We start from the raw sequence: 18,720 nt of genomic DNA, 5'->3' as shown, positions 1-18,720 counted from the left end.
CCACCAGTTGCAGGCTTACTCTGCCGTGAAACGCGGGAACGCGCTGCGTCCTGCGTAACGTGCGGCGTCGTCGAGCTCTTCCTCGATGCGCAGCAGTTGGTTGTACTTGGCTACGCGCTCGGACCGGGCCGGGGCGCCGGTCTTGATCTGGCCGGCGTTGGTGGCCACGCAGATGTCGGCGATCGTGGTGTCTTCGGTCTCACCGGAGCGGTGCGACGTGATGGTGGTGTAGCCGGCACGCTGGGCCATGGTGATGGCGTCCAGGGTTTCGGACAGGGTGCCGATCTGGTTGACCTTCACCAGCAGGGAGTTCGCGGCGTTGTTCTTGATGCCGGTCTCGAGGCGGGTCGGGTTGGTGACGAAGAGGTCGTCGCCCACGATCTGGACCTTGTTGCCGATCGAGGCGGTCAGCGTCTTCCAGCCGTCCCAGTCCTCTTCATCAAGCGGGTCTTCGATGGAAACCAGCGGGTAGTCCCGGACCAGTTCCTCGTAGTAGGCGGACATTTCCCCAGCCGTGCGGTTGGTGCCTTCGAAGAGGTAGGAGCCGTCCTTGAAGAACTCGGAGGCGGCAACGTCCAGGGCGAGGGCGATATCCGTGCCCGGAGTGTAGCCGGCGCGGGTGATCGCCTCGAGGATCAGGTCCAGTGCCGCGCGGTTGGACGGCAGGTTCGGCGCGAAGCCGCCCTCGTCGCCGAGGCCGGTGGACAGGCCCTTCTCCTTCAGGACTGACTTGAGGTTGTGGTAAACCTCCACACCCCAGCGCAGGCCCTCGGAGTAGGTCTGCGCGCCCAGGGGAACAATCATGAATTCCTGGATGTCGACGTCGGAATCAGCGTGCGATCCGCCGTTGAGGATGTTCATCAGCGGCACGGGCAGGACGTGTGCGTTGGGGCCGCCGAGGTAGCGGTACAGCGGCAGCGCTGCCGACTCGGCAGCGGCGCGTGCCACGGCGAGGGAAACACCGAGCATGGCGTTGGCGCCAAGGTTGGACTTGTTCTCCGTGCCGTCCAGGTCGATCATCGTCTGGTCGATGGCCCGCTGGTCTGCGGCATCGAAGCCCAGCAGCGCCGGCTGGATCTGCTCGATGACAGCTTCGACGGCCTGCAGGACGCCCTTGCCCTGGTAGCGGTTCTTTTCGCCGTCGCGGCGTTCGTTGGCTTCAAAAGCACCTGTCGAGGCGCCGGAGGGCACGGCAGCGCGGCCAAACGTGTCATCGTCAAGCAGTACCTCCACCTCAACGGTGGGGTTTCCGCGGGAATCCAGGATCTCGCGGGCGTGAATGGCATCGATGATTGCCATGGGAATGCTCCTGTTCGTTGGAACGCTAGGGGTAAACGGAGCGCGGCCCTATGAAGGGGGCCACGCTGTCTGCTCCCAGCCTAGTTGAAAGCGTCCCGGTAGTAAGGACCCGCGACGCCATTTAAAACCCCTGGGGACCCGCCGGCAGCGTTCCGGACCCGTCAAGACGGGTGCTGAAGCGGCGCACGGCGGCCCGCAGTGCGGCCTCGGCGTCCAGACCCTGTTCCTGCGCCTGCCGGACGACGTCGAACAAATGGTCCCCCAGCTCCTCACCGGTGCGCCAGGCTGGTGCCGGTCCGCCGGTCTGCGGGTGCGGGTCAGACGGCGGCTCCGACAGCGGCGGGACGCTTATCCCGGCACGCCGCGCCCGGTCCAGGGCCTTGGCTGCCAGCAGGAGGGCCGGAAGCCCGGCCGGGATGCCGTCCAAGGGCGAGGTCCGTTCGGGTTTTTCCTGTTTCTTTACTTCGTCCCAGGCCCGTTCGATTTCCGCCGGGTCGTCCGTGGTGGCTGCACGGAGGGAGCCGTCGGGCGCAAATACGTGCGGGTTGCGGCGGATCATCTTGGCGGTCAGTGCGTCCAGGACCTCGCCGATCCCGAAGTGGCCCGCTTCTTCCTGCAGCCGTGCGTGCAGCAGCACCTGGAACAGGACATCGCCCAGCTCGCCGGAGAACTCCGCTGCGTCCGACACCCCGGTGTGGCCGGCCTCGACGGTTTCAACCACTTCGTAGGCTTCTTCGATGAGGTATTCCAGCAGTGACTGGTGCGTCAGCGCAGCAGTCCACGGGCAGCGCGCCCGGAGCTCGGTGATGACCCCGGCCAGGCGGGTGAACCGCCGGCCGAGGTCATCGCCGGATAGTGCGTCGGTTTCCTGCTCAGCCACGTGCCTGGTTGAAGCCTTCCGTGACATAGGCGGCAAGGACATCGCGCTCTTCCAGCGGAAGGAAGGCTGCGTCCACCGCGTTCATGGTCAGTTCCAGGATGTCGTCAAGATCGTAGTCGAAGGTTTCCACCAGCAGTTCGAACTCGCCGGTCAGGGTGACCCCGCTCATCAGGCGGTTGTCGGTGTTGACGGTGACCTGGAACCCGGTCTGGTACAGCAGGTCGATCGGATGGGATTCGATGTCATCGCCGAAGGAGGCGATGGCACCGGTCTGCAGGTTCGAGGAGGGGCAGATTTCCAGCGGGATCCCCCGGTCGCGGACCCAGCCGGCGACCTGCCCGATGCTCACCATGCCCACTTCGGTGTCGTCTGCGGCGCTCTCGGAGGGGACGTCGTCGGCGTCGAAGTCCACCTCGATGTCCTCGGCGATGCGCACGCCGTGGCCAAGCCGCAGCGCCCGCCCGGAAACCAGGGCATCCTTGATGCTCTCCACGCCGGCGGCCTCACCGGCGTGGACGGTCACCGGGAACTGGTTCTCAGCCAGATAGGTGAAGGCGTCGGCGAAGCGCGAGGACGGGAAGCCGTCTTCCGCGCCGGCAATATCAAATCCGACAACCCCGTTGTACCGGTGCCGGACGGCCAGCTCGGCGATTTCCAAACCGCGGTCCGCATGGCGCATGGCGGTGACCAGCTGGCCCACCTGGATGAGGGCTCCGCCGGCCTCGACGGACTCGACGCCGGCGTCAAGCCCTTCCTGGACGGCTTCCACTGCTTCGTCCAGGCTCAGGCCGCCGCGCAGGTGCTGCTCGGGTGCCCAGCGGATTTCGGCGTAGACCACGCCGTCGTCGGCCAGGTCCTCCACGAACTCGCGGGCCACGCGGGCCAGGCCTTCGCGGGTCTGCATCACGGCGATGGTGTGGTCAAAGGTCTCGAGGTAACGCGGCAGGGATCCCGAGTCCGCGGATTCGCGGAACCATTCGCCCAGGGCAACCGGATCCGTCGAGGGCAGCTCGTGCCCGGCGGAGGCCGCGAGGTCGATGATCGTGGCGGGCCGCAGGCCGCCGTCGAGGTGGTCATGCAGCGATACCTTGGGCAGGCTGCGGATGTCGAGGAACAGGTCAGAGGCAGGAAGCAATATAGGCTCAGTCACGATTCCCACTCTACGTGAGCCGCGGCACGTCTCCGGCGGCCGACTCAGGGCGTTTCGAGCGAGTCTTCGGCGTCAGCCTCGGCGGTCTCATGGCGCGTCCGGGCGTCGTCCCGGTTGCTCTGCAGCGGTGTCGGGCCGCGCAGCTTGGTGATGATCCGGTCGATGACCAGGCCCAGGACCATTGCCACGGCGATCGCCACCACCACGCCCAGCAGGTGGTTTTCCTCGAACCAGGAGCCGGCCAGGGCGCCGATGGCTACGCTGTAGCTGGCCCAGACCAAGGCGGACATGGCGGTCAGCCCCACAAAGAGCCGGCGCGGGAAACCGGTGGCGCCGGCGGTCAGGTTCACCACCACCCGGCCGATCGGAATGAACCGGGCGATCAGGATCAGCGATACGGACCGCTTATCCAGTTCCCGGCGGGCCCAGGCGAACCCGCGGGTCATCCGCGGGCCCCGCATCCACCCGTAGCGTTCGGTGCCGATCCCCCGCCCGATCAGGTAGGACAGGTTGTCGCCCAGGAAGGCGCCGGCAGCGGCTGCCGCCATGACCAGCCACGGATTGGGGCCGGCGCCGGTGGCGACCAGCGCGGCCAGCCCCACCACCAGCGATTCGCTGGGAACCGGGGGGAAGAAGCCGTCAATCAGGCAAAAGGCGAATAAAACCAGATAGACCCACGGCGCATCTGCGGAAGTCAGGATGAAATTGTTGATACTGTCCACTGCTGCACTCAGCACGTCCAACGGGCGGCTCTCCTTGCATTCGGTCTCTGGTATCTACAACGATGCCACTCCCGTAGTGGTGCCCGCCAACCGCGGCGTCCCAGCTGGGACGCCGCGGGCAGATGGTCAGCTGATGCGGTCGATGATCAGCTTCTGCGCCGGACGGGAGCCTTCGGGAGCAATGACGACGGCGTTTTCCAGTGCCTCGCGCGCCCGGTCAAACTTCTCCGGAGTGTCCGTCAGCAGCGTCATCAGGGGCTCTCCGGCCCGGACCTGCGCGCCGGGCTTGGCATGCATGACCACACCGGCCCCGGCCTGCACCACGTCCTCCTTGCGTGCCCGGCCGGCACCGAGGCGCCAGGCGGCCACGCCCACGGAGAGGGCGTCCAGTTCCACCAGCACACCGTCGGCCGCGGCGTAAATGGTTTCTGATTCCCGTGCCCGCGGCAGCGCAGCATCCGGGTCTCCGCCCTGGGCGGAGATCATCCGGCGCCAGACGTCCATGGCCCGTCCATCCGCCAGCGCGGCGGCCGGATCGGCGTCGGGCAGTCCCGCGGCCGCCAGCATTTCCTCTGCGAGCCGGACGGTCAGCTCAACCACATCGGCCGGCCCGCCGCCGGCCAGGACATCCACGGATTCCTGGACCTCGATGGCGTTGCCGGCGGTCAGTCCCAGCGGCGTGGCCATGTTGGTCAGCAGCGCCACGGTGTTGACCCCGGCATCCTTCCCAAGGGCCACCATCGTCTCCGCCAGCTCCCGTGCGTTGGCTTCGGTCTTCATGAACGCACCGGAGCCCACCTTCACATCCAGCACCAGAGAGCCGGTGCCTTCGGCGATCTTCTTGCTCATGATCGAGGAGGCGATCAGCGGGATCGCTTCCACCGTTCCCGTCACGTCGCGCAGTGCATAGAGCTTCTTGTCCGCCGGCGCCAGCCCGGTTCCTGCGGCGCAGATGACGGCTCCGACGTCGGCGAGCTGGGCCATCATTTCCTCGTTGGAGAGGTTTGCGCGCCAGCCCGGGATGGCCTCGAGCTTATCCAGGGTTCCCCCGGTGTGGCCCAGGCCCCGCCCGGAAAGCTGCGGCACTGCCACCCCGAAGACGGCGACGAGCGGTGCCAGCGGCAGGGTGATCTTGTCCCCCACTCCGCCGGTGGAGTGCTTGTCGGTGGTGGGCTTGCCCAGCGAGGAGAAGTCCATCCGCTCGCCCGAGGCAATCATGGCCGAGGTCCAGCGGGAAATCTCCGCCCGGCTCATGCCGTTGAGGAGGATCGCCATGTTCAGCGCTGCCATCTGCTCGTCGGCAATGGCGCCGCGGGTGTAGGCGTCGATCGTCCAGTCAATCTGTTCCGGCGAGAGCGTTCCCCGGTCACGCTTGATCCCGATGATGTCGACGGCGTCAAACTTTTCACTGCTCATTTGCTGTCCTGTCCTTCCAAATGCTGCGGTCCAAAGGCATCCGGCAGGACCTCGTCCATGGTCCGGATGCCGCTGACGGTAAGTAACAACATGCCCGGAGCCCGGAATTCGTAGAGCAGCTGCCGGCAGCGTCCGCACGGCATCAGGATCTCCCCTGCCCCGTCCACGCAGACAAACGCCGCCAGGCGCCCGCCGCCGGTCATGTGCAGCGCGCTGACCAGGGCGCACTCGGCGCACAGGGTCAGCCCGTAGGAGGCGTTTTCCACGTTGGCGCCGGAGATGACCCGGCCGTCGTCGGTCAGCGCCGCCGCCCCCACCGGGTACTTCGAGTACGGCACGTAGGCGTGGGCCAGGGCGGCACGGGCCGCGTCCTGCAGGCTGTCCCAGTCGATTCCTGCCGCTGCGTCGGCAGCGGCACCTGTATCTGTGTTCATAGGTTTTCCTTGCTTGTTTCCTGCATCAGTGCGGCCGTCAGCCCTTGATATACGGTATGCCGCTGGCCGCAGGACCGCGCGACTTACCCACCACACCGGCGACGGCGAAGATGGTCACCACGTAAGGCAGCATGGCCAGGAACTGGTTCGGTACCGGGGTCCCGAGCAGGCTCAGCACCGACTGCAGGTTCGACGCAAAGCCGAAGAGCAGGGCGGCGAAGAGCGCACCGATCGGGTTCCAGCGGCCCAGGATCAGCGCCGCCAGCGCGATGTAGCCCTGGCCGGAGGTCATGTCGCGGTTGAAGGAGGACACCGAGACGAGGGTGAAGAACGCGCCTCCGACACCGGCCACCGCACCGGCGAGCAGGACGTTGGTGAACCGCATGCGGTTCACATTCACGCCCAGCGTGTCAGCCGCCTTGGGATGCTCCCCGACGGCCCGTGTACGCAGGCCCCACTTGGTGTGGAACAGGCCGAAGTAGATTCCCGCCACGGCGATGTACATGAGGTAGCCGATCACGGACTGGTCGAACAGGATCGGGCCGAGGATCGGAATGTCCGCCAGCAGCGGGATGCGGATGGAGGGCAGCCGGGGCGGGGAATTCCACTTGGAGGTGTCGGTGCTGAGCACCGTGGAGAACAGGAAGCCGGTCAGCCCGGAGACCAGAACGTTCAGCACGACGCCGACAATCACCTGGTTCACGATGTACTTGATGCTGAACACTGCCAGGACCAGCGAGACCAGCACACCGGCAACGGCTGCGGCGAAGAGCCCCACGAAGGCGTTGCCGGAGAGGGTTCCGGCGACTGCTGCGGCGAAGGCACCGAAGAGCAGCTGGCCCTCGATTGCGATGTTCACAACGCCGGACCGCTCGCAGAGCACACCCGAAAGCGCACCGAAGATCAGCGGGAACGCCAGCGTGAAGGATCCGGCCAGCAACCCGTAGATGGCGACGCTGGGGCTGCGGGCGCTGCCCACGGACCAGGTCAGGAAGGCAGCGACAAAGAAGACGGCGAACATGGCTATCAGCCAGACCGGCACGTGCTGGAACCTGCTGACCAGGATGGTGGAGTAGGCGGCCGATGCCAGCAGGACCACCGAGGAGATCCAGCCCAGCACCGGCGCAGAGACCACGATATTGGGCAGCTGGATGGCGGCGCTTTCCTCCGTGAGGCGGAATGTTACTTCCGCGGAGGGGGAACCGAGGCCGAAGAGGATGAACCCGAGGATTGCCAGGGCCCAGAGGATGACCGGGATTTTCCAGCTGCGGATTGCCTGCCCTGCAGTCTTTCCCGCGGAGGAGAGAGTGGTTGCGGTGCTCATGCTTTTCCTCCGGCTGCTTCGGTGTTCTTGGTTGTGCGCTTGCCGGATGTCTTGAACGCGCCCGGCGGCGGGATCCTAAACAGCGACCGGACCAGCGGGGGCGCGGCGATGAAGAGGACAATCAGCGACTGGACCACCAGGACGATGTCGATGTTGGTTCCGGTGCTGGTCTGCATGGTGACGCCGCCCGCACGGAAGGCGCCGAAGAGAATTCCTGCCGCGAAGGTTCCCCACGGAGAGGAGCGGCCGAGCAGGGCAACCGTGATCGCGTCGAAGCCGAAGCTGGCGGCCACGCCGGAGGTCAGCACCTTTTCGGTGCCGGAGACCTGGGCAACGCCGGCGAGTCCGGCGAGGGCACCGGCGATGAGCATGACGATCACGTAGCCCTTGGTGGTGCTGATCCCGGCGTTCCGTGCAGCGGCCGGGTTGGCTCCGACTGCGCGCAGCTCGAAGCCCACGGTGGAACGGTTCAGCAGCCACCAGATGAAGACAGTGGCGGCAACGGCCATCACGAAACCCCAGTGCAGGCGGAAGCCGGAGCCGAGCAGGGGCGGGAACATGGCGGTTGTATCGAGCTGCGGGCTGATCGGGTTGGTGGAACCCGGTCGCTGGAAGCCCGGAGTCGTGAGCAGGAAGAGCACCAGCTGGATGGCGATGTAGTTGAGCATGATGGTCACAATGACTTCATGCGCGCCGGTCCTGGCTTTGAGGAGGCCGGCAATGCCGCCCCAGAGTGCACCGCCGACGGCACCTGCGATCACCACGACCAGCAGGTGAAGCCCCACCGGCAAGTGCCAGCTGAAACCGACCCAGGCGGCCATGGTGGCGCCGATGAGGATCTGGCCCTGAGCACCGATGTTGAAGAGGCCCGCGCGGAAGGCCAGGGCAACGCCGAGTCCGGCGCAGATCAGCGGTGTCGCCACTGTCAGCGTCTGGGTCAGCGGGTAAATCATCCGGGAAAAGCTCTCGGCTTCGAAGTTGAAGACCGAGCCCTGGAAAAGGGCGATGTAGGCCCCCGATGCCGCGGACCAGGCAGCTGCAAAAAGGTCCCCCGGACGGCTGAAGAAGTAGGATGCCGCACTGGCAACGTCTTCGTCGGTGAGGGCGATCAGCAGGCCGCCGACGATGAGCGCCATCAGGACCGAGAGGACCGAAACCAGCGCGTTCCCGGAGACGATGCGGCGGAGCACCGATTCATCGCTGCTCTCCGGGTGGAGCTCCGATTCGGGGACGGGAACGGCAGGCGGCGGCAGTGCCCCGCCTGCGGTTTCGGCAGCGGTCAGCAGCCGGGTGTCTTCGGCTGCCGCCTCCTCTTTCCGGTGGGCTGGTTGGCCCTGCTGCCTGTTTTCGTTCTCCGGGCTCACTGCGCCCCTCCCTCAATATCGCGGTCGTGCGAAAGTGCTTCTTCGGCGCGCATCCCGGCCATCATCAGGCCAAGGACGTCACGCGAGGTATTGCCCGGGACAATGCCCATGAGCTTGCCGCCGTACAACACGGCGATGCGGTCTGCCAGTTCCAGGACTTCGTCCAGTTCGGTGGAGACAATCAGGACCGGCGTCCCGCCGTCGCGCTCGGCAACGATCCGCTTGTGCAGGAACTCGATCGAACCGACGTCCACGCCGCGGGTGGGCTGGGAGGCGATGAACAGCGAAAGCGGGCGGGACAGTTCACGGGCCATCACGACTTTCTGCTGATTGCCACCGGAAAGTGTCCCGGCAGCTGCCTGCGCAGACTGCGTCCGGATGTCGAACTCGTCGATTTTCTCGCCGGCGTTGGCGGCCACAACGGACGGACGCATGGACATGCCCCTGGCGAACGGGGGCTTGTTGTACCGGTTGAGAATCAGGTTCTCCGCGACGGTGAAGGGGCCCACGAGTCCGTCGACGCTGCGGTCCTCGGGCACGAAGCCCACACCGGCGTCGATGATCTGGTCCACGCGGCGTCCGGCAAGTTCCTTGCCGTCGAGCTGGATGGAACCGGAGATGTGATCCTGCAGCCCCATGATGGCCTCGGTCAATTCCGTCTGGCCGTTGCCCTGGACACCGGCGACCGCGAGGATCTCGCCCTTGGCGATGCTGAAGGTGAGGTGGTCCACAACGGGCTGGCCGGTGTCGGACAGCACGACGAGGTCACGGACGGAGAAGGTTTCGGCGCCGGGCTGGGCTGGAGCCTTGTTAAGTGTCAGGTTGACGGAACGGCCCACCATCAAGGAGGCCAGTTCAGTGGTCGATGCTCCCGGAGCCGCGTCGCCAACAACCTTGCCGCGGCGGATCACGGTGATCACGTCTGAAACCGCTTTGACCTCACGCAGCTTGTGCGAGATGAAAACGACCGACTTACCGTCTTCGGTCAGCTGGCGCATGATGGCCAGCAGCTCATCCGTTTCGCGGGGCGTCAGCACGGCGGTGGGCTCGTCCAGGATCAGGACTTCAGCGTCCCGGATCAGGGCCTTGATGATTTCCACGCGCTGCTGCACACCCACGGGCAGGTCTTCGACGACTGCGTCGGGGTCCACGTCGAACCCGTACTGGTCCGAGATCTGGCGGATGCGGGCGCGGGTGGTTTCCAGGTTCAGCGCACCGGCGAACCCTGTTGTTTCGTGGCCAAGGGCCACGTTCTCCGCGACGGTAAAGACGGGAACCAGCATGAAGTGCTGATGCACCATGCCAATGCCGGCTGCCATGGCATCTCCGGGACCGGAGAAGACCACGGGCTTGTCATTGATCAGGATCTCGCCCTCTGTGGGTTCGTAGAGGCCGTAGAGCACGTTCATCAACGTGGACTTGCCTGCACCGTTCTCGCCGAGCAGGCTGTGGACCTGCCCCGGTTCGATCACCAGGTCTATATGGTCGTTGGCAACCAAGGCGCCGAAGCGTTTGGTGATGCCCCTGAGTTCGAGTTTCACAACCCCAACCAATCTGTTTGTGTCTGAGTGTTGGGCGCCTCCGAAGGAGAAGGCAACCCGGAACAAAATGAACCGCCATCCGCCGGCTGCAACGCAGCCGGCGGACGGCGGTTCAGGTCGCTGTCCAGTCCGTGTTACTTAGGGCTGGCTGCGGATTCCACGGTGATTTCACCGGAGATGATCTTGGCCTTGATCTCGTCAACGGCCGTCTTGACGTCGGCCGGAACGGCGCTTTCCTGGTCGTGGTAAGGAGCCAGTGCGACGCCGCCGTTTTCCAGGGTTCCGATGTACGGGGTGGCGTCGAAGTTGCCCTCGACGTCGGTGCTGATGACGTCCTCGACTGCCTCGCCCATGAGCTTCATGACCGAGGTCAGGATGAACTCGGTGCCCACGTCGTTGGTCTCGAAGCCGTCGGAGTCGACCCAGACAACCTTGTTGCTGCCGCCGTTGGCATTGGCTTCGACCACGGCATCCAGTGTTCCGGAACCGACAGGGCCGGCCACCGGCATGATGATGTCGGCGCCTTCGTTCAGGAAGTTCTCGGTGGTGGTCTTGCCTGCACCGGTGTCCGTGAAGTTGCCGACGAAGGAGCCGGTCTGGTCTGCCTTGTTCCAGCCGAGGAGCTGGACGTCGGCGCTGTTCTGTTCGTTGTAGTACTCCACGCCGTCGGCAAAGCCGTCCATGAAGATGGTGACGGTGGGGATGTTGATGCCGCCGTAGGTGGCAACCTTGCCGGTTTCAGACGTGCCTGCCGCTACGTAGCCGGCGAGGAACGCTGCCTGCGCCGTGTCGTAGATGATCGGCTTGACGTTGTCGAGCTCGATGCTGTTGTCATCGACGATGGCAAAGTTGCTGTCCGGGTTTGCCGTCGCAACCTCCTTGGTCGCGTCAGCCAGGAGGAACCCGACCGTCACGGTGAGGTTGCAGCCTTCGCTGATCATGGAGTCAAGGTTCGGGAGGAAATCGGTCTCCGACTGCGACTGGGCCTCTGAGACCTGGATGCCGAGGGACTCCTCGGCTGCCTTCAGTCCCTCGTAGCTGGACTGGTTAAAGGAACGGTCGTCGAAACCGCCTTCATCCGAAACGATGCAGGCGCGGAAGTCGCTGTTTGCCGAAGCTTCGCTCGAATCCGCTTCTTCATCGGGTGCTGCACCGCAGCCGGAAAGCAGGAGCGCCGAAACGCCGAGCATGGCGGCTGAGACGCCTGCGTTGCGCTTGAAGCTGCGCGGGAAATTCTTCAATGTTCCTCCAGAAAAGAAATGGGTCCACCCGTAAAGGCATCAACGCCTGTGCCGCTCCCCTGCGGGAGGCACGAGCGCTGAAGGTCCGTGTGGTGCAGCGTTCCGTCCGTCCTTGGACCGCAGCTACCCCATCATAATGTGAAAAACAACACTGTGATGCTCATAACGCGCGCAGAGCAGCATCGTTTACATGTTGTTATCAATTGAGGGGACGCATACGCGGCCCCTCCGCCCCGGCAGGATGAGGCGGGTAAAAGGAAAAGGGAAGCGTCAGTGCCTCAGCCCGCGGGCCGCACGGACAGCCGCTGCCGCCATCACGGCCACCCCGGTGCTGATCGCCAGCTCGTCCGGGTTGTAGTCTCCGCGGTGCAGGTCGTACGTCTCCCCTCCGGGGGTGCGGGTACCCAGCCGCATCAAGGCTCCGGGAACCGCCTGCGTCATCCAGGCGAAATCTTCACCGCCCATGGACTGGGGGGCCAGGACAATCGCGTCCTCCCCCAGCTCGGCCCGGGCCGCGGCTTCGATCAGGCTGGTTTCGGCGTCTGTATTGATGACCGGCGGCACGCCACGGGTGTGTTCCAGCGTGACATCCACGCCGAAGGGCGCAGCTACCTGCCGGACGACGTCGTCGAGCAGTTCCCCGGCCGCGTACCAGGCCTCGGCATCCAGGCAGCGCATGGTGCCGGACATAAAGCCGTGGCCTGGAATGGCATTGGGGGCGGATCCGGCATGCATCTGTCCCCAGACCACGGAGACGCCGCTGCGCACGTCAATCCGCCGGGAAAGCACAGCCGGAACGCTCACCGCGATCTCCGCCAGCGCGAAAACCAGGTCTTCGGTGAGGTGCGGCCGGGAGGTGTGTCCGCCGCGGCCGGTCAGCTCAATCCGGACTGTGTCCGAGGCGGAGGTGATTGCCCCGATACGCGTTCCCACCTGGCCCACGTCGATCCGGGGATCGCAGTGCAGGGCCAGGATGCGCGGGACCCCCTCCAGTACGCCCTGCTTGATGACGCCGAGGGCGCCGCCGGGCATGACTTCCTCCGCTGGCTGGAAGATGACGCGCACCCGGCCGCCGAGTTCGCCGGCTGCCTCGAAGGCCGCGAGGATCTGGGCCACCCCGACCATGACGGTGGTGTGGATGTCATGTCCGCAGGCGTGGGTAATGCCCGTATTAACGGACGCGTAGCCCAGGTTGGTTTCCTCCAGGACCGGCAGCGCGTCGATGTCTGCACGCAGGGCCAGGCGCAGCGGCCCCTCGCCGATATCAACGTAGGCGCCGGTGCCCTCGAGCCGGACCGGGGCCAGTCCAGCGTCCGCCAGGACTTCGACAATGCGGTCAGTGGTGCGGAATTCCTTCGTTGACAGCTCCGGGTGCCGGTGCAGGTCCCGCCGGAAGGCGATCAGCTCACCCAGGATCGGAGCAACGCTTCTCCGCATCGAAGGGACCGGTGAACTCAGTGGGATAGTATGCACAGCTTCAAGGTTAGCCACTGAGGCTGCTGTTACGGGAACCGTGTGACGATGTTCCCTACCACCACTCAATATGACGCGGGTTACGGGCCTTTTCGGAGGCCCGTCCGGGCCTTAGAGGACGTCGGTGTCGCCGCTGGCCTTGAGGTGTTCCACAGCCTTCTTGACCTCCTGGGCGTGTTCCTTCGTGGTCACGAGCAGCGCATCGAGGGTGTCCACGATCACCACATCCTCGATGCCGATCAGAGCGATAACCCGCTTGGTATCCGATACGACGATTCCGGACGCGTTCTCCGAATAGACCCGTGCACCGTCGCCCATTACGGTCAGGTCGCTGTTCTCTGCGGCCGGATTCAGCCGGCCGATTGCCGCGAAGTCCCCGACGTCGTCCCAGTTAAAGATGCCCGGAATCATCGCGACGTCACCGGCTGCCGCGGCAGGTTCAGCCACCGCATAGTCGATGGCGATCTTGGGCAGGGTGGGCCAGATCCGCAGCACCACCTCACGCCGGCGCGGGGTGTCCCAGGCTTCAGCGATTTCCATCAGGCCGACGTAGAGCTCGGGCTGGTTCGCTTCCAGGTGCTTAAGCATCAGGTCCACGGGCGCAACAAACATTCCCGCGTTCCAGCTGTAGCGGCCGTTCTTCAGGTAGGTGCGGGCCACCTCTTCGGAGGGCTTCTCGACGAATTCGACGACGGCGTGTGCACTCGGCGCCCCGGGAATGTCCAGCGGGTCTCCGGCACGGATATAGCCGAAGCCGGTGGCTGCGTGGGTGGGGTGGATGCCGATGGTCACGATAAAACCCTGCGCAGCGGTGTGCACGGCTTCACGCACGGCATCCTGGAACACATCCACCGGGGTGATGACCTGGTCCGCGGCAAAGGAACCCATGATGATGTTCGGATCCCGCTTAAAAAGAATGGCTGCAGCCAACCCGATGGCAGCGGCAGAGTCCTTGGGCTCCAATTCCAGCACCAGGTTCTCTCTGGTGATCTCCGGCAGCTGCTTCCGCACCGCTTCCCGGTGGAGCGTGCCGGTCACGACCATGACCCGGTCACCGCTCAGCGGGCTCAGCCGGTCATAGGTCGCACGGATGAGGGTGGAACCCGAACCGGTGAGGTCATGGAGGAACTTGGGTGCGGCCGCACGGGACAACGGCCACAGGCGGGTGCCGACGCCGCCGGCGGGAATTACGCCGTAGAAGCGGTCGAAGTCCGCGGAGGAAGGATTGGGGTGTGCCGGTTCTGTACTCATCAGAGCCAAGATTAGCCGACGACCGCGCCCGAGGCCCGGCACCACGGTGATGCCATGGTGCCCGGACGTGGGGCTAAACCCCGGATCCCCGCTCACAAGCCCCACCCGCGGTGTAACGAGCGTCACATGATAGGGCTGCCTAAATTGAAAGCTCTCCGAGGGAGACCTAGATTATGCTTGAGCTTATATTGCTGTCGCACCGGCGTCATCACTGCGTGGAAGACACGCCAGCGCCGCTGCGTCGCAGGGAGGAAAATTCAGTGTCGAAGTTACCAGCAGGCACGCTCTACCGCGGCCGCGAAGGCCAGTGGTCGTGGGTTGCGCACCGTATTACCGGCGTGGTGATCTTCTTCTTCCTTTTGGTCCACGTCTTGGATACCTCATTGGTGCGTGTTTCACCCGAGGCCTACAACGTCGTGATTGGCGCATACAAGAACCCGATCATGGGCCTCGGCGAGCTTGGCCTCGTCGCCGCCATCGTGTTCCACGCCTTCAACGGCGTGCGTGTGATCCTGATTGACTTCTGGAAGAAGGGCCCCAAGTACCAGCGCCAGATGCTGTGGAGCGTCGTCGGTCTTTGGGTGGTCACTATGATCGGTTTCTCCATTCGCCACCTTCCCATCGTTTTCGGGGGTCATTAAGCCATGAGTACATCCACCAATGAGGCCGTCTCCATCGAGGCCCCCCGCTCCGGCCGGATCGCCCCCAAGTACGCCCGCACCCCGGGCGGCAAAGGCAACTTCGAGATGTTCGCGTGGCTGTTCATGCGCGTCTCCGGTGCCATCCTGATCGTTCTGATCTTCACCCACCTGTTCGTGAACCTGATGCTGGGCGACGGCATCCACGCCGTCGACTTCGGCTTTGTAGCCGGCAAGTGGGCCAGCCCGCTCTGGCAGGTCTGGGACCTGGTCATGCTGTGGCTGGCGATGCTGCACGGCACCAACGGCGTCCGCGTCATCATCAATGACTACGCAGACAAGAACTCCACGCGCATGGCCCTGAAGAGCATTCTCTACATTGCCTCCCTCGTGATCATCGTGCTCGGCACCCTGGTGATCTTCACCTTCGATCCGTGCCCGGCCGGCGCTCCCCTGGAGCTCCTCGGGGACTTCTGCACGGCTTAGCCGCAGCGCCCGTTCCTTCCGGAGCGGGCACAACGAACGTTTCACAAGCTTCAACAGAAAGAGCATCTGGTATGCAGGTCCATAAGTACGACGTCGTAATTGTCGGCGCCGGCGGCGCCGGTATGCGTGCCGCCATTGAATCCGGCCAGCGCGCACGTACGGCGGTACTGACCAAGCTGTACCCCACCCGTTCCCACACCGGTGCGGCACAGGGCGGCATGTGCGCAGCACTGGCCAACGTCGAAGAAGACAACTGGGAATGGCACACCTTTGACACCGTCAAGGGCGGCGACTACCTGGTGGACCAGGACGCAGCGGAGGTCATGGCGAAGGAAGCCATCGACGCCGTGCTCGACCTGGAAAAGATGGGCCTGCCCTTCAACCGCACGCCCGAAGGCCGTATCGACCAGCGCCGCTTCGGCGGCCACACCCGCGACCACGGCAAGGCCCCGGTCCGCCGTGCCTGCTATGCAGCGGACCGCACCGGCCACATGATCCTGCAGACGCTGTACCAAAACTGCGTCAAGCACAATGTGGAGTTCTACAACGAGTACTACGTCCTGGACCTGCTGACCGTCACCGACAGCTTCGGACAGAAGCGCGTAGCCGGCGTCGTCTCCTACGACCTGGCCAGCGGCGAACTGCACGTCTTCCAGGCCAAGTCCGTTGTGTTCGCCTCCGGCGGTGCGGGCAAGGTCTTCAAGACCACGTCCAACGCCCACACCCTCACCGGTGACGGCATGGGCATCGCGTTCCGGCGCGGCATCCCCCTGGAAGACATGGAGTTCTTCCAGTTCCATCCGACAGGCCTCGCCGGCCTGGGCATCCTGCTCTCCGAAGCAGCCCGCGGAGAAGGCGCCATCCTGCGCAACTCCGAGGGTGAGCGCTTCATGGAGCGCTACGCCCCGACCATCAAGGACCTGGCGCCCCGCGACATCGTGGCCCGTTCCATGGCCAACGAGGTCCGTGAAGGCCGCGGCTGCGGCCCGAACAAGGACTACGTCCTCCTGGACCTCACGCACCTGGAACCGGCGCACATCGACGCCAAGCTCCCGGACATCACCGAGTTCGCCCGCACCTACCTGGGTGTGGAGCCGTACACGGAGCCGGTGCCGGTCTTCCCGACCGCGCACTACGCCATGGGCGGCATCCCGACCAACATCAAGGCCGAGGTCCTGCAGGACAACGACACCGTGATCCCCGGTCTCTACGCGGCCGGAGAAGTGGCCTGCGTTTCGGTCCACGGCTCCAACCGCCTGGGCACCAACTCCCTGCTGGACATCAATGTCTTCGGCAAGCGGGCCGGCATCTATGCCGCCGAGTACGCGCTGACCGCTGACTTCGTTGACCTGCCGGAGAACCCCGAAGCCACCACCATCGAGCTGCTGGACCTGGTCCGCAACTCCGAGGGCACGGAGCGGGTTGCCGAGATCCGCCGCGACCTGCAGAACACCATGGATGCCAACATGCAGGTGTTCCGCAGCGCCGACACCCTGAACCAGGTGCTGACCGACATTGCCTCGCTCGAAGAGCGGTACAAGAAGATCAGCGTCCAGGACAAGGGCAAGCGCTTCAACCTGGACCTGTTGGAAGCCGTTGAACTGGGCTTCCTGCTGGAACTGGCCAAGGTCATGACCGTGGCTGCCCTGCACCGTGAAGAGTCCCGCGGCGGGCACTTCCGCGAGGACTTCCCGGAGCGCGACGACGAGAAATTCATGAAGCATTCAATGGCGTACAAGGTTGACGAAGCCGCCAACGCCGAGCACACCGCGGGCATTCGACTGGACACCAAGCCGGTCATCTTCACGCGCTACGAGCCGATGGTGAGGAAGTACTAATGACAACGGAAATTGCGGAGCCGGCCTCCAAGATCGACCTCCCGGAATCAGTGGGCGGGGAAATCCCCTCGTTCGAGATCACGCTGAAGGTCCGCCGCTACAACCCCGAGGTATCCGACGAAGGATACTGGGATGAGTGGAAGCTGACCATGTACGGCACGGACCGGGTGCTGGATGCCCTGCATAAGGTCAAGTGGGAGCATGACGGTTCCGTCTCCTTCCGCCGCTCCTGCGCCCACGGTGTCTGCGGCTCCGATGCGATGCGCATCAATGGCCGCAACCGCCTGGCCTGCAAGACCCTGCTGAAGGACCTGGACACGTCCAAGCCCATCCTGGTGGAACCCATCAAGGGCCTGCCGGTGGAGAAGGACCTGATCGTGGACATGGAGCCGTTCTTCCAGTCCTTCCGCGAAGTCATGCCCTTCCTGGTCAGCAAGGGCCACGAGCCCACGAAGGAGCGCCTGCAGTCTCCCGAGGACCGCGAGCGTTTCGATGACACCACCAAGTGCATCCTCTGCGCCGCGTGCACGTCCTCCTGCCCGGTGTTCTGGACCGACGGCCAGTACTTCGGCCCGGCTGCCATTGTGAATGCCCACCGCTTTATCTTCGACTCGCGTGACGACGCCGGAGACATGCGCCTGGAGATCCTCAATGACAAGGAAGGCGTGTGGCGCTGCCGCACCACCTTCAACTGCTCCGAAGCATGCCCGCGCGGCATCCAGGTGACCAAGGCCATCGCCGAGGTCAAGCAGGCCATCTTGAACCGTTCCATCTAGCGTTTTCGCTTCGCTCAAGGCGGCGCCGCCGGTCCTCCAGGACCGCCGGCGCCGCCTTTTGCATGCCCTCCACTGCTGCCCCGCTTGCACCATGCCCCTAAGGTGAGTCCCATGCCCACGTTTGAATCCGTTTCCTTCCCCGGCGTCAACGGCACCTCGCTGGCCGGCACCCTGGATATGCCCGACGGCGGTGCAAGCAGCTGGGCGGTGTTCTGCCACGGCTTTACCCTGGGCAAGAACAGCGCCGCAGCGTCCCGGATCTCCAAGGCCCTGGCGGCTCACGGCATCGGCGTGCTGCGCTACGACGCCGCCGGGCTGGGCGGATCATCCGGCGCCTGGGAAGACGGGACGTTCAGTACCAAGATCGCCGATATCCACAGTGCCGTGTCCTTCATGCAGGCCCAGGGCAGGCCCGTGTCCCTGCTGGTCGGCCATTCCCTGGGCGGAGCTGCCGTCCTGGCTGCGGCGCCGGAGGTCGAGGGCCTCGTCGCGGTGGTGACCATCGCGGCCCCGTACCGCCCGGACCATGTGGTGCATCTCTTCGAGGATGAGATGCAGACCATCAAGGCGGCGGGTTCGGCGGAGGTGGAGCTGGGAGGGCGCAGCCTGCGGATCCGTGAGGAGCTTCTCCACGATCTGGCCGCCCATGACCTGGCCGGGTGCATCCGCGGGCTGCATCTGCCCCTGCTGGTGATGCACTCCCCCACGGACAATACAGTGGGTATCGAGAACGCCAGCGAGATTTTCTCCATGGCCAGGCATCCACGGAACTTCATTTCCCTGGAGGGCAGCGACCATCTGATGGTGGACCGGGCCCAGACTCATCGGGCAGCGGCCATCATTGCGGCCTGGGCAGCCATCTATCTGCCCGGTGCCGGAATCTAGGG

General features: G+C 64.9%; 17 protein-coding genes. 5 read left to right on the top strand and 12 right to left on the bottom strand.

Going from position 1 to position 18,720, the window contains the following annotated elements; all coding sequences use genetic code 11:
* Positions 1–15 precede the first annotated feature (15 nt).
* The 12 genes from eno to KKR91_RS04520 all read right to left on the bottom strand — a co-directional run bounded on the left by eno (position 16) and on the right by KKR91_RS04520 (position 14,095).
* Positions 16–1,299 carry a phosphopyruvate hydratase gene (gene eno / locus KKR91_RS04575; protein ID WP_210230232.1) on the bottom strand — a complete coding sequence of 428 codons (1,284 nt, stop codon included), beginning with the start codon at positions 1,297–1,299 and terminating at the stop codon, positions 16–18.
* A 121-nt stretch (positions 1,300–1,420) separates the two neighbouring features.
* Positions 1,421–2,179, bottom strand: coding sequence for a MazG nucleotide pyrophosphohydrolase domain-containing protein (locus KKR91_RS04570; RefSeq protein ID WP_237687488.1), 759 nt, complete (start codon positions 2,177–2,179; stop codon positions 1,421–1,423).
* Positions 2,172–3,329 carry an adenosine deaminase gene (locus KKR91_RS04565; RefSeq protein WP_210230230.1) on the bottom strand — a complete coding sequence of 386 codons (1,158 nt, stop codon included), beginning with the start codon at positions 3,327–3,329 and terminating at the stop codon, positions 2,172–2,174. The genes KKR91_RS04570 and KKR91_RS04565 overlap by 8 nt, the downstream gene beginning before the upstream one ends.
* 44 nt (positions 3,330–3,373) lie before the next feature.
* A complete protein-coding gene (locus tag KKR91_RS04560; protein ID WP_210230750.1) occupies positions 3,374–4,051 on the bottom strand; it encodes a DedA family protein in 678 nt (225 codons plus the stop codon).
* Between the two features lie 126 nt (positions 4,052–4,177).
* Positions 4,178–5,467, bottom strand: coding sequence for a thymidine phosphorylase (locus tag KKR91_RS04555; RefSeq protein WP_210230228.1), 1,290 nt, complete (start codon positions 5,465–5,467; stop codon positions 4,178–4,180).
* On the bottom strand, positions 5,464–5,901 hold the full coding sequence (locus KKR91_RS04550) for a cytidine deaminase (RefSeq protein ID WP_210230226.1): 438 nt from the start codon (positions 5,899–5,901) through the stop codon (positions 5,464–5,466). The genes KKR91_RS04555 and KKR91_RS04550 overlap by 4 nt, the downstream gene beginning before the upstream one ends.
* A gap of 37 nt (positions 5,902–5,938) precedes the next feature.
* Positions 5,939–7,225 carry an ABC transporter permease gene (locus KKR91_RS04545; RefSeq protein WP_210230224.1) on the bottom strand — a complete coding sequence of 429 codons (1,287 nt, stop codon included), beginning with the start codon at positions 7,223–7,225 and terminating at the stop codon, positions 5,939–5,941.
* The gene (locus tag KKR91_RS04540) at positions 7,222–8,589 is read right to left on the bottom strand and encodes an ABC transporter permease (protein ID WP_210230222.1); all 1,368 of its coding nucleotides are present in this window, start codon (positions 8,587–8,589) and stop codon (positions 7,222–7,224) included. The genes KKR91_RS04545 and KKR91_RS04540 overlap by 4 nt, the downstream gene beginning before the upstream one ends.
* A complete protein-coding gene (locus tag KKR91_RS04535; RefSeq protein WP_210230219.1) occupies positions 8,586–10,130 on the bottom strand; it encodes an ABC transporter ATP-binding protein in 1,545 nt (514 codons plus the stop codon). The genes KKR91_RS04540 and KKR91_RS04535 overlap by 4 nt, the downstream gene beginning before the upstream one ends.
* 134 nt (positions 10,131–10,264) lie before the next feature.
* The gene (locus KKR91_RS04530; protein ID WP_420481421.1) at positions 10,265–11,371 is read right to left on the bottom strand and encodes a BMP family lipoprotein; all 1,107 of its coding nucleotides are present in this window, start codon (positions 11,369–11,371) and stop codon (positions 10,265–10,267) included.
* Positions 11,372–11,641: 270 nt separating this feature from the next.
* Positions 11,642–12,808, bottom strand: coding sequence for an amidohydrolase (locus KKR91_RS04525; protein WP_210230745.1), 1,167 nt, complete (start codon positions 12,806–12,808; stop codon positions 11,642–11,644).
* Between the two features lie 147 nt (positions 12,809–12,955).
* Positions 12,956–14,095, bottom strand: coding sequence for a mannose-1-phosphate guanylyltransferase (locus tag KKR91_RS04520; RefSeq protein WP_210230217.1), 1,140 nt, complete (start codon positions 14,093–14,095; stop codon positions 12,956–12,958).
* Between the two features lie 260 nt (positions 14,096–14,355).
* Here KKR91_RS04520 and sdhC point away from each other — a divergent pair, with 260 nt between their 5' ends.
* From sdhC to KKR91_RS04495, 5 genes are all read left to right on the top strand, one after another.
* A complete protein-coding gene (gene sdhC / locus KKR91_RS04515; protein ID WP_210230743.1) occupies positions 14,356–14,736 on the top strand; it encodes a succinate dehydrogenase, cytochrome b556 subunit in 381 nt (126 codons plus the stop codon).
* A gap of 3 nt (positions 14,737–14,739) precedes the next feature.
* Positions 14,740–15,219 carry a succinate dehydrogenase hydrophobic membrane anchor subunit gene (locus KKR91_RS04510; RefSeq protein ID WP_210230216.1) on the top strand — a complete coding sequence of 160 codons (480 nt, stop codon included), beginning with the start codon at positions 14,740–14,742 and terminating at the stop codon, positions 15,217–15,219.
* 71 nt (positions 15,220–15,290) lie between these two features.
* Positions 15,291–17,057, top strand: coding sequence for a succinate dehydrogenase flavoprotein subunit (gene sdhA / locus KKR91_RS04505; RefSeq protein ID WP_210230214.1), 1,767 nt, complete (start codon positions 15,291–15,293; stop codon positions 17,055–17,057).
* The gene (locus KKR91_RS04500) at positions 17,057–17,833 is read left to right on the top strand and encodes a succinate dehydrogenase iron-sulfur subunit (protein ID WP_210230212.1); all 777 of its coding nucleotides are present in this window, start codon (positions 17,057–17,059) and stop codon (positions 17,831–17,833) included. The genes sdhA and KKR91_RS04500 overlap by 1 nt, the downstream gene beginning before the upstream one ends.
* Before the next feature lie 111 nt (positions 17,834–17,944).
* Positions 17,945–18,718: an alpha/beta hydrolase family protein gene (locus tag KKR91_RS04495; protein WP_210230210.1), complete on the top strand. Its 774-nt coding sequence runs from the start codon at positions 17,945–17,947 to the stop codon at positions 18,716–18,718.
* Positions 18,719–18,720: the final 2 nt, after the last annotated feature.

Source organism: Arthrobacter jiangjiafuii (genome assembly GCF_018622995.1).
In the GTDB taxonomy this organism is placed as follows: Bacteria; Actinomycetota; Actinomycetes; order Actinomycetales; family Micrococcaceae; genus Arthrobacter_B; species Arthrobacter_B jiangjiafuii.
Note: the sequence above shows the minus strand (reverse complement) of the source record. Positions and strands in the feature narration are given on the sequence as shown.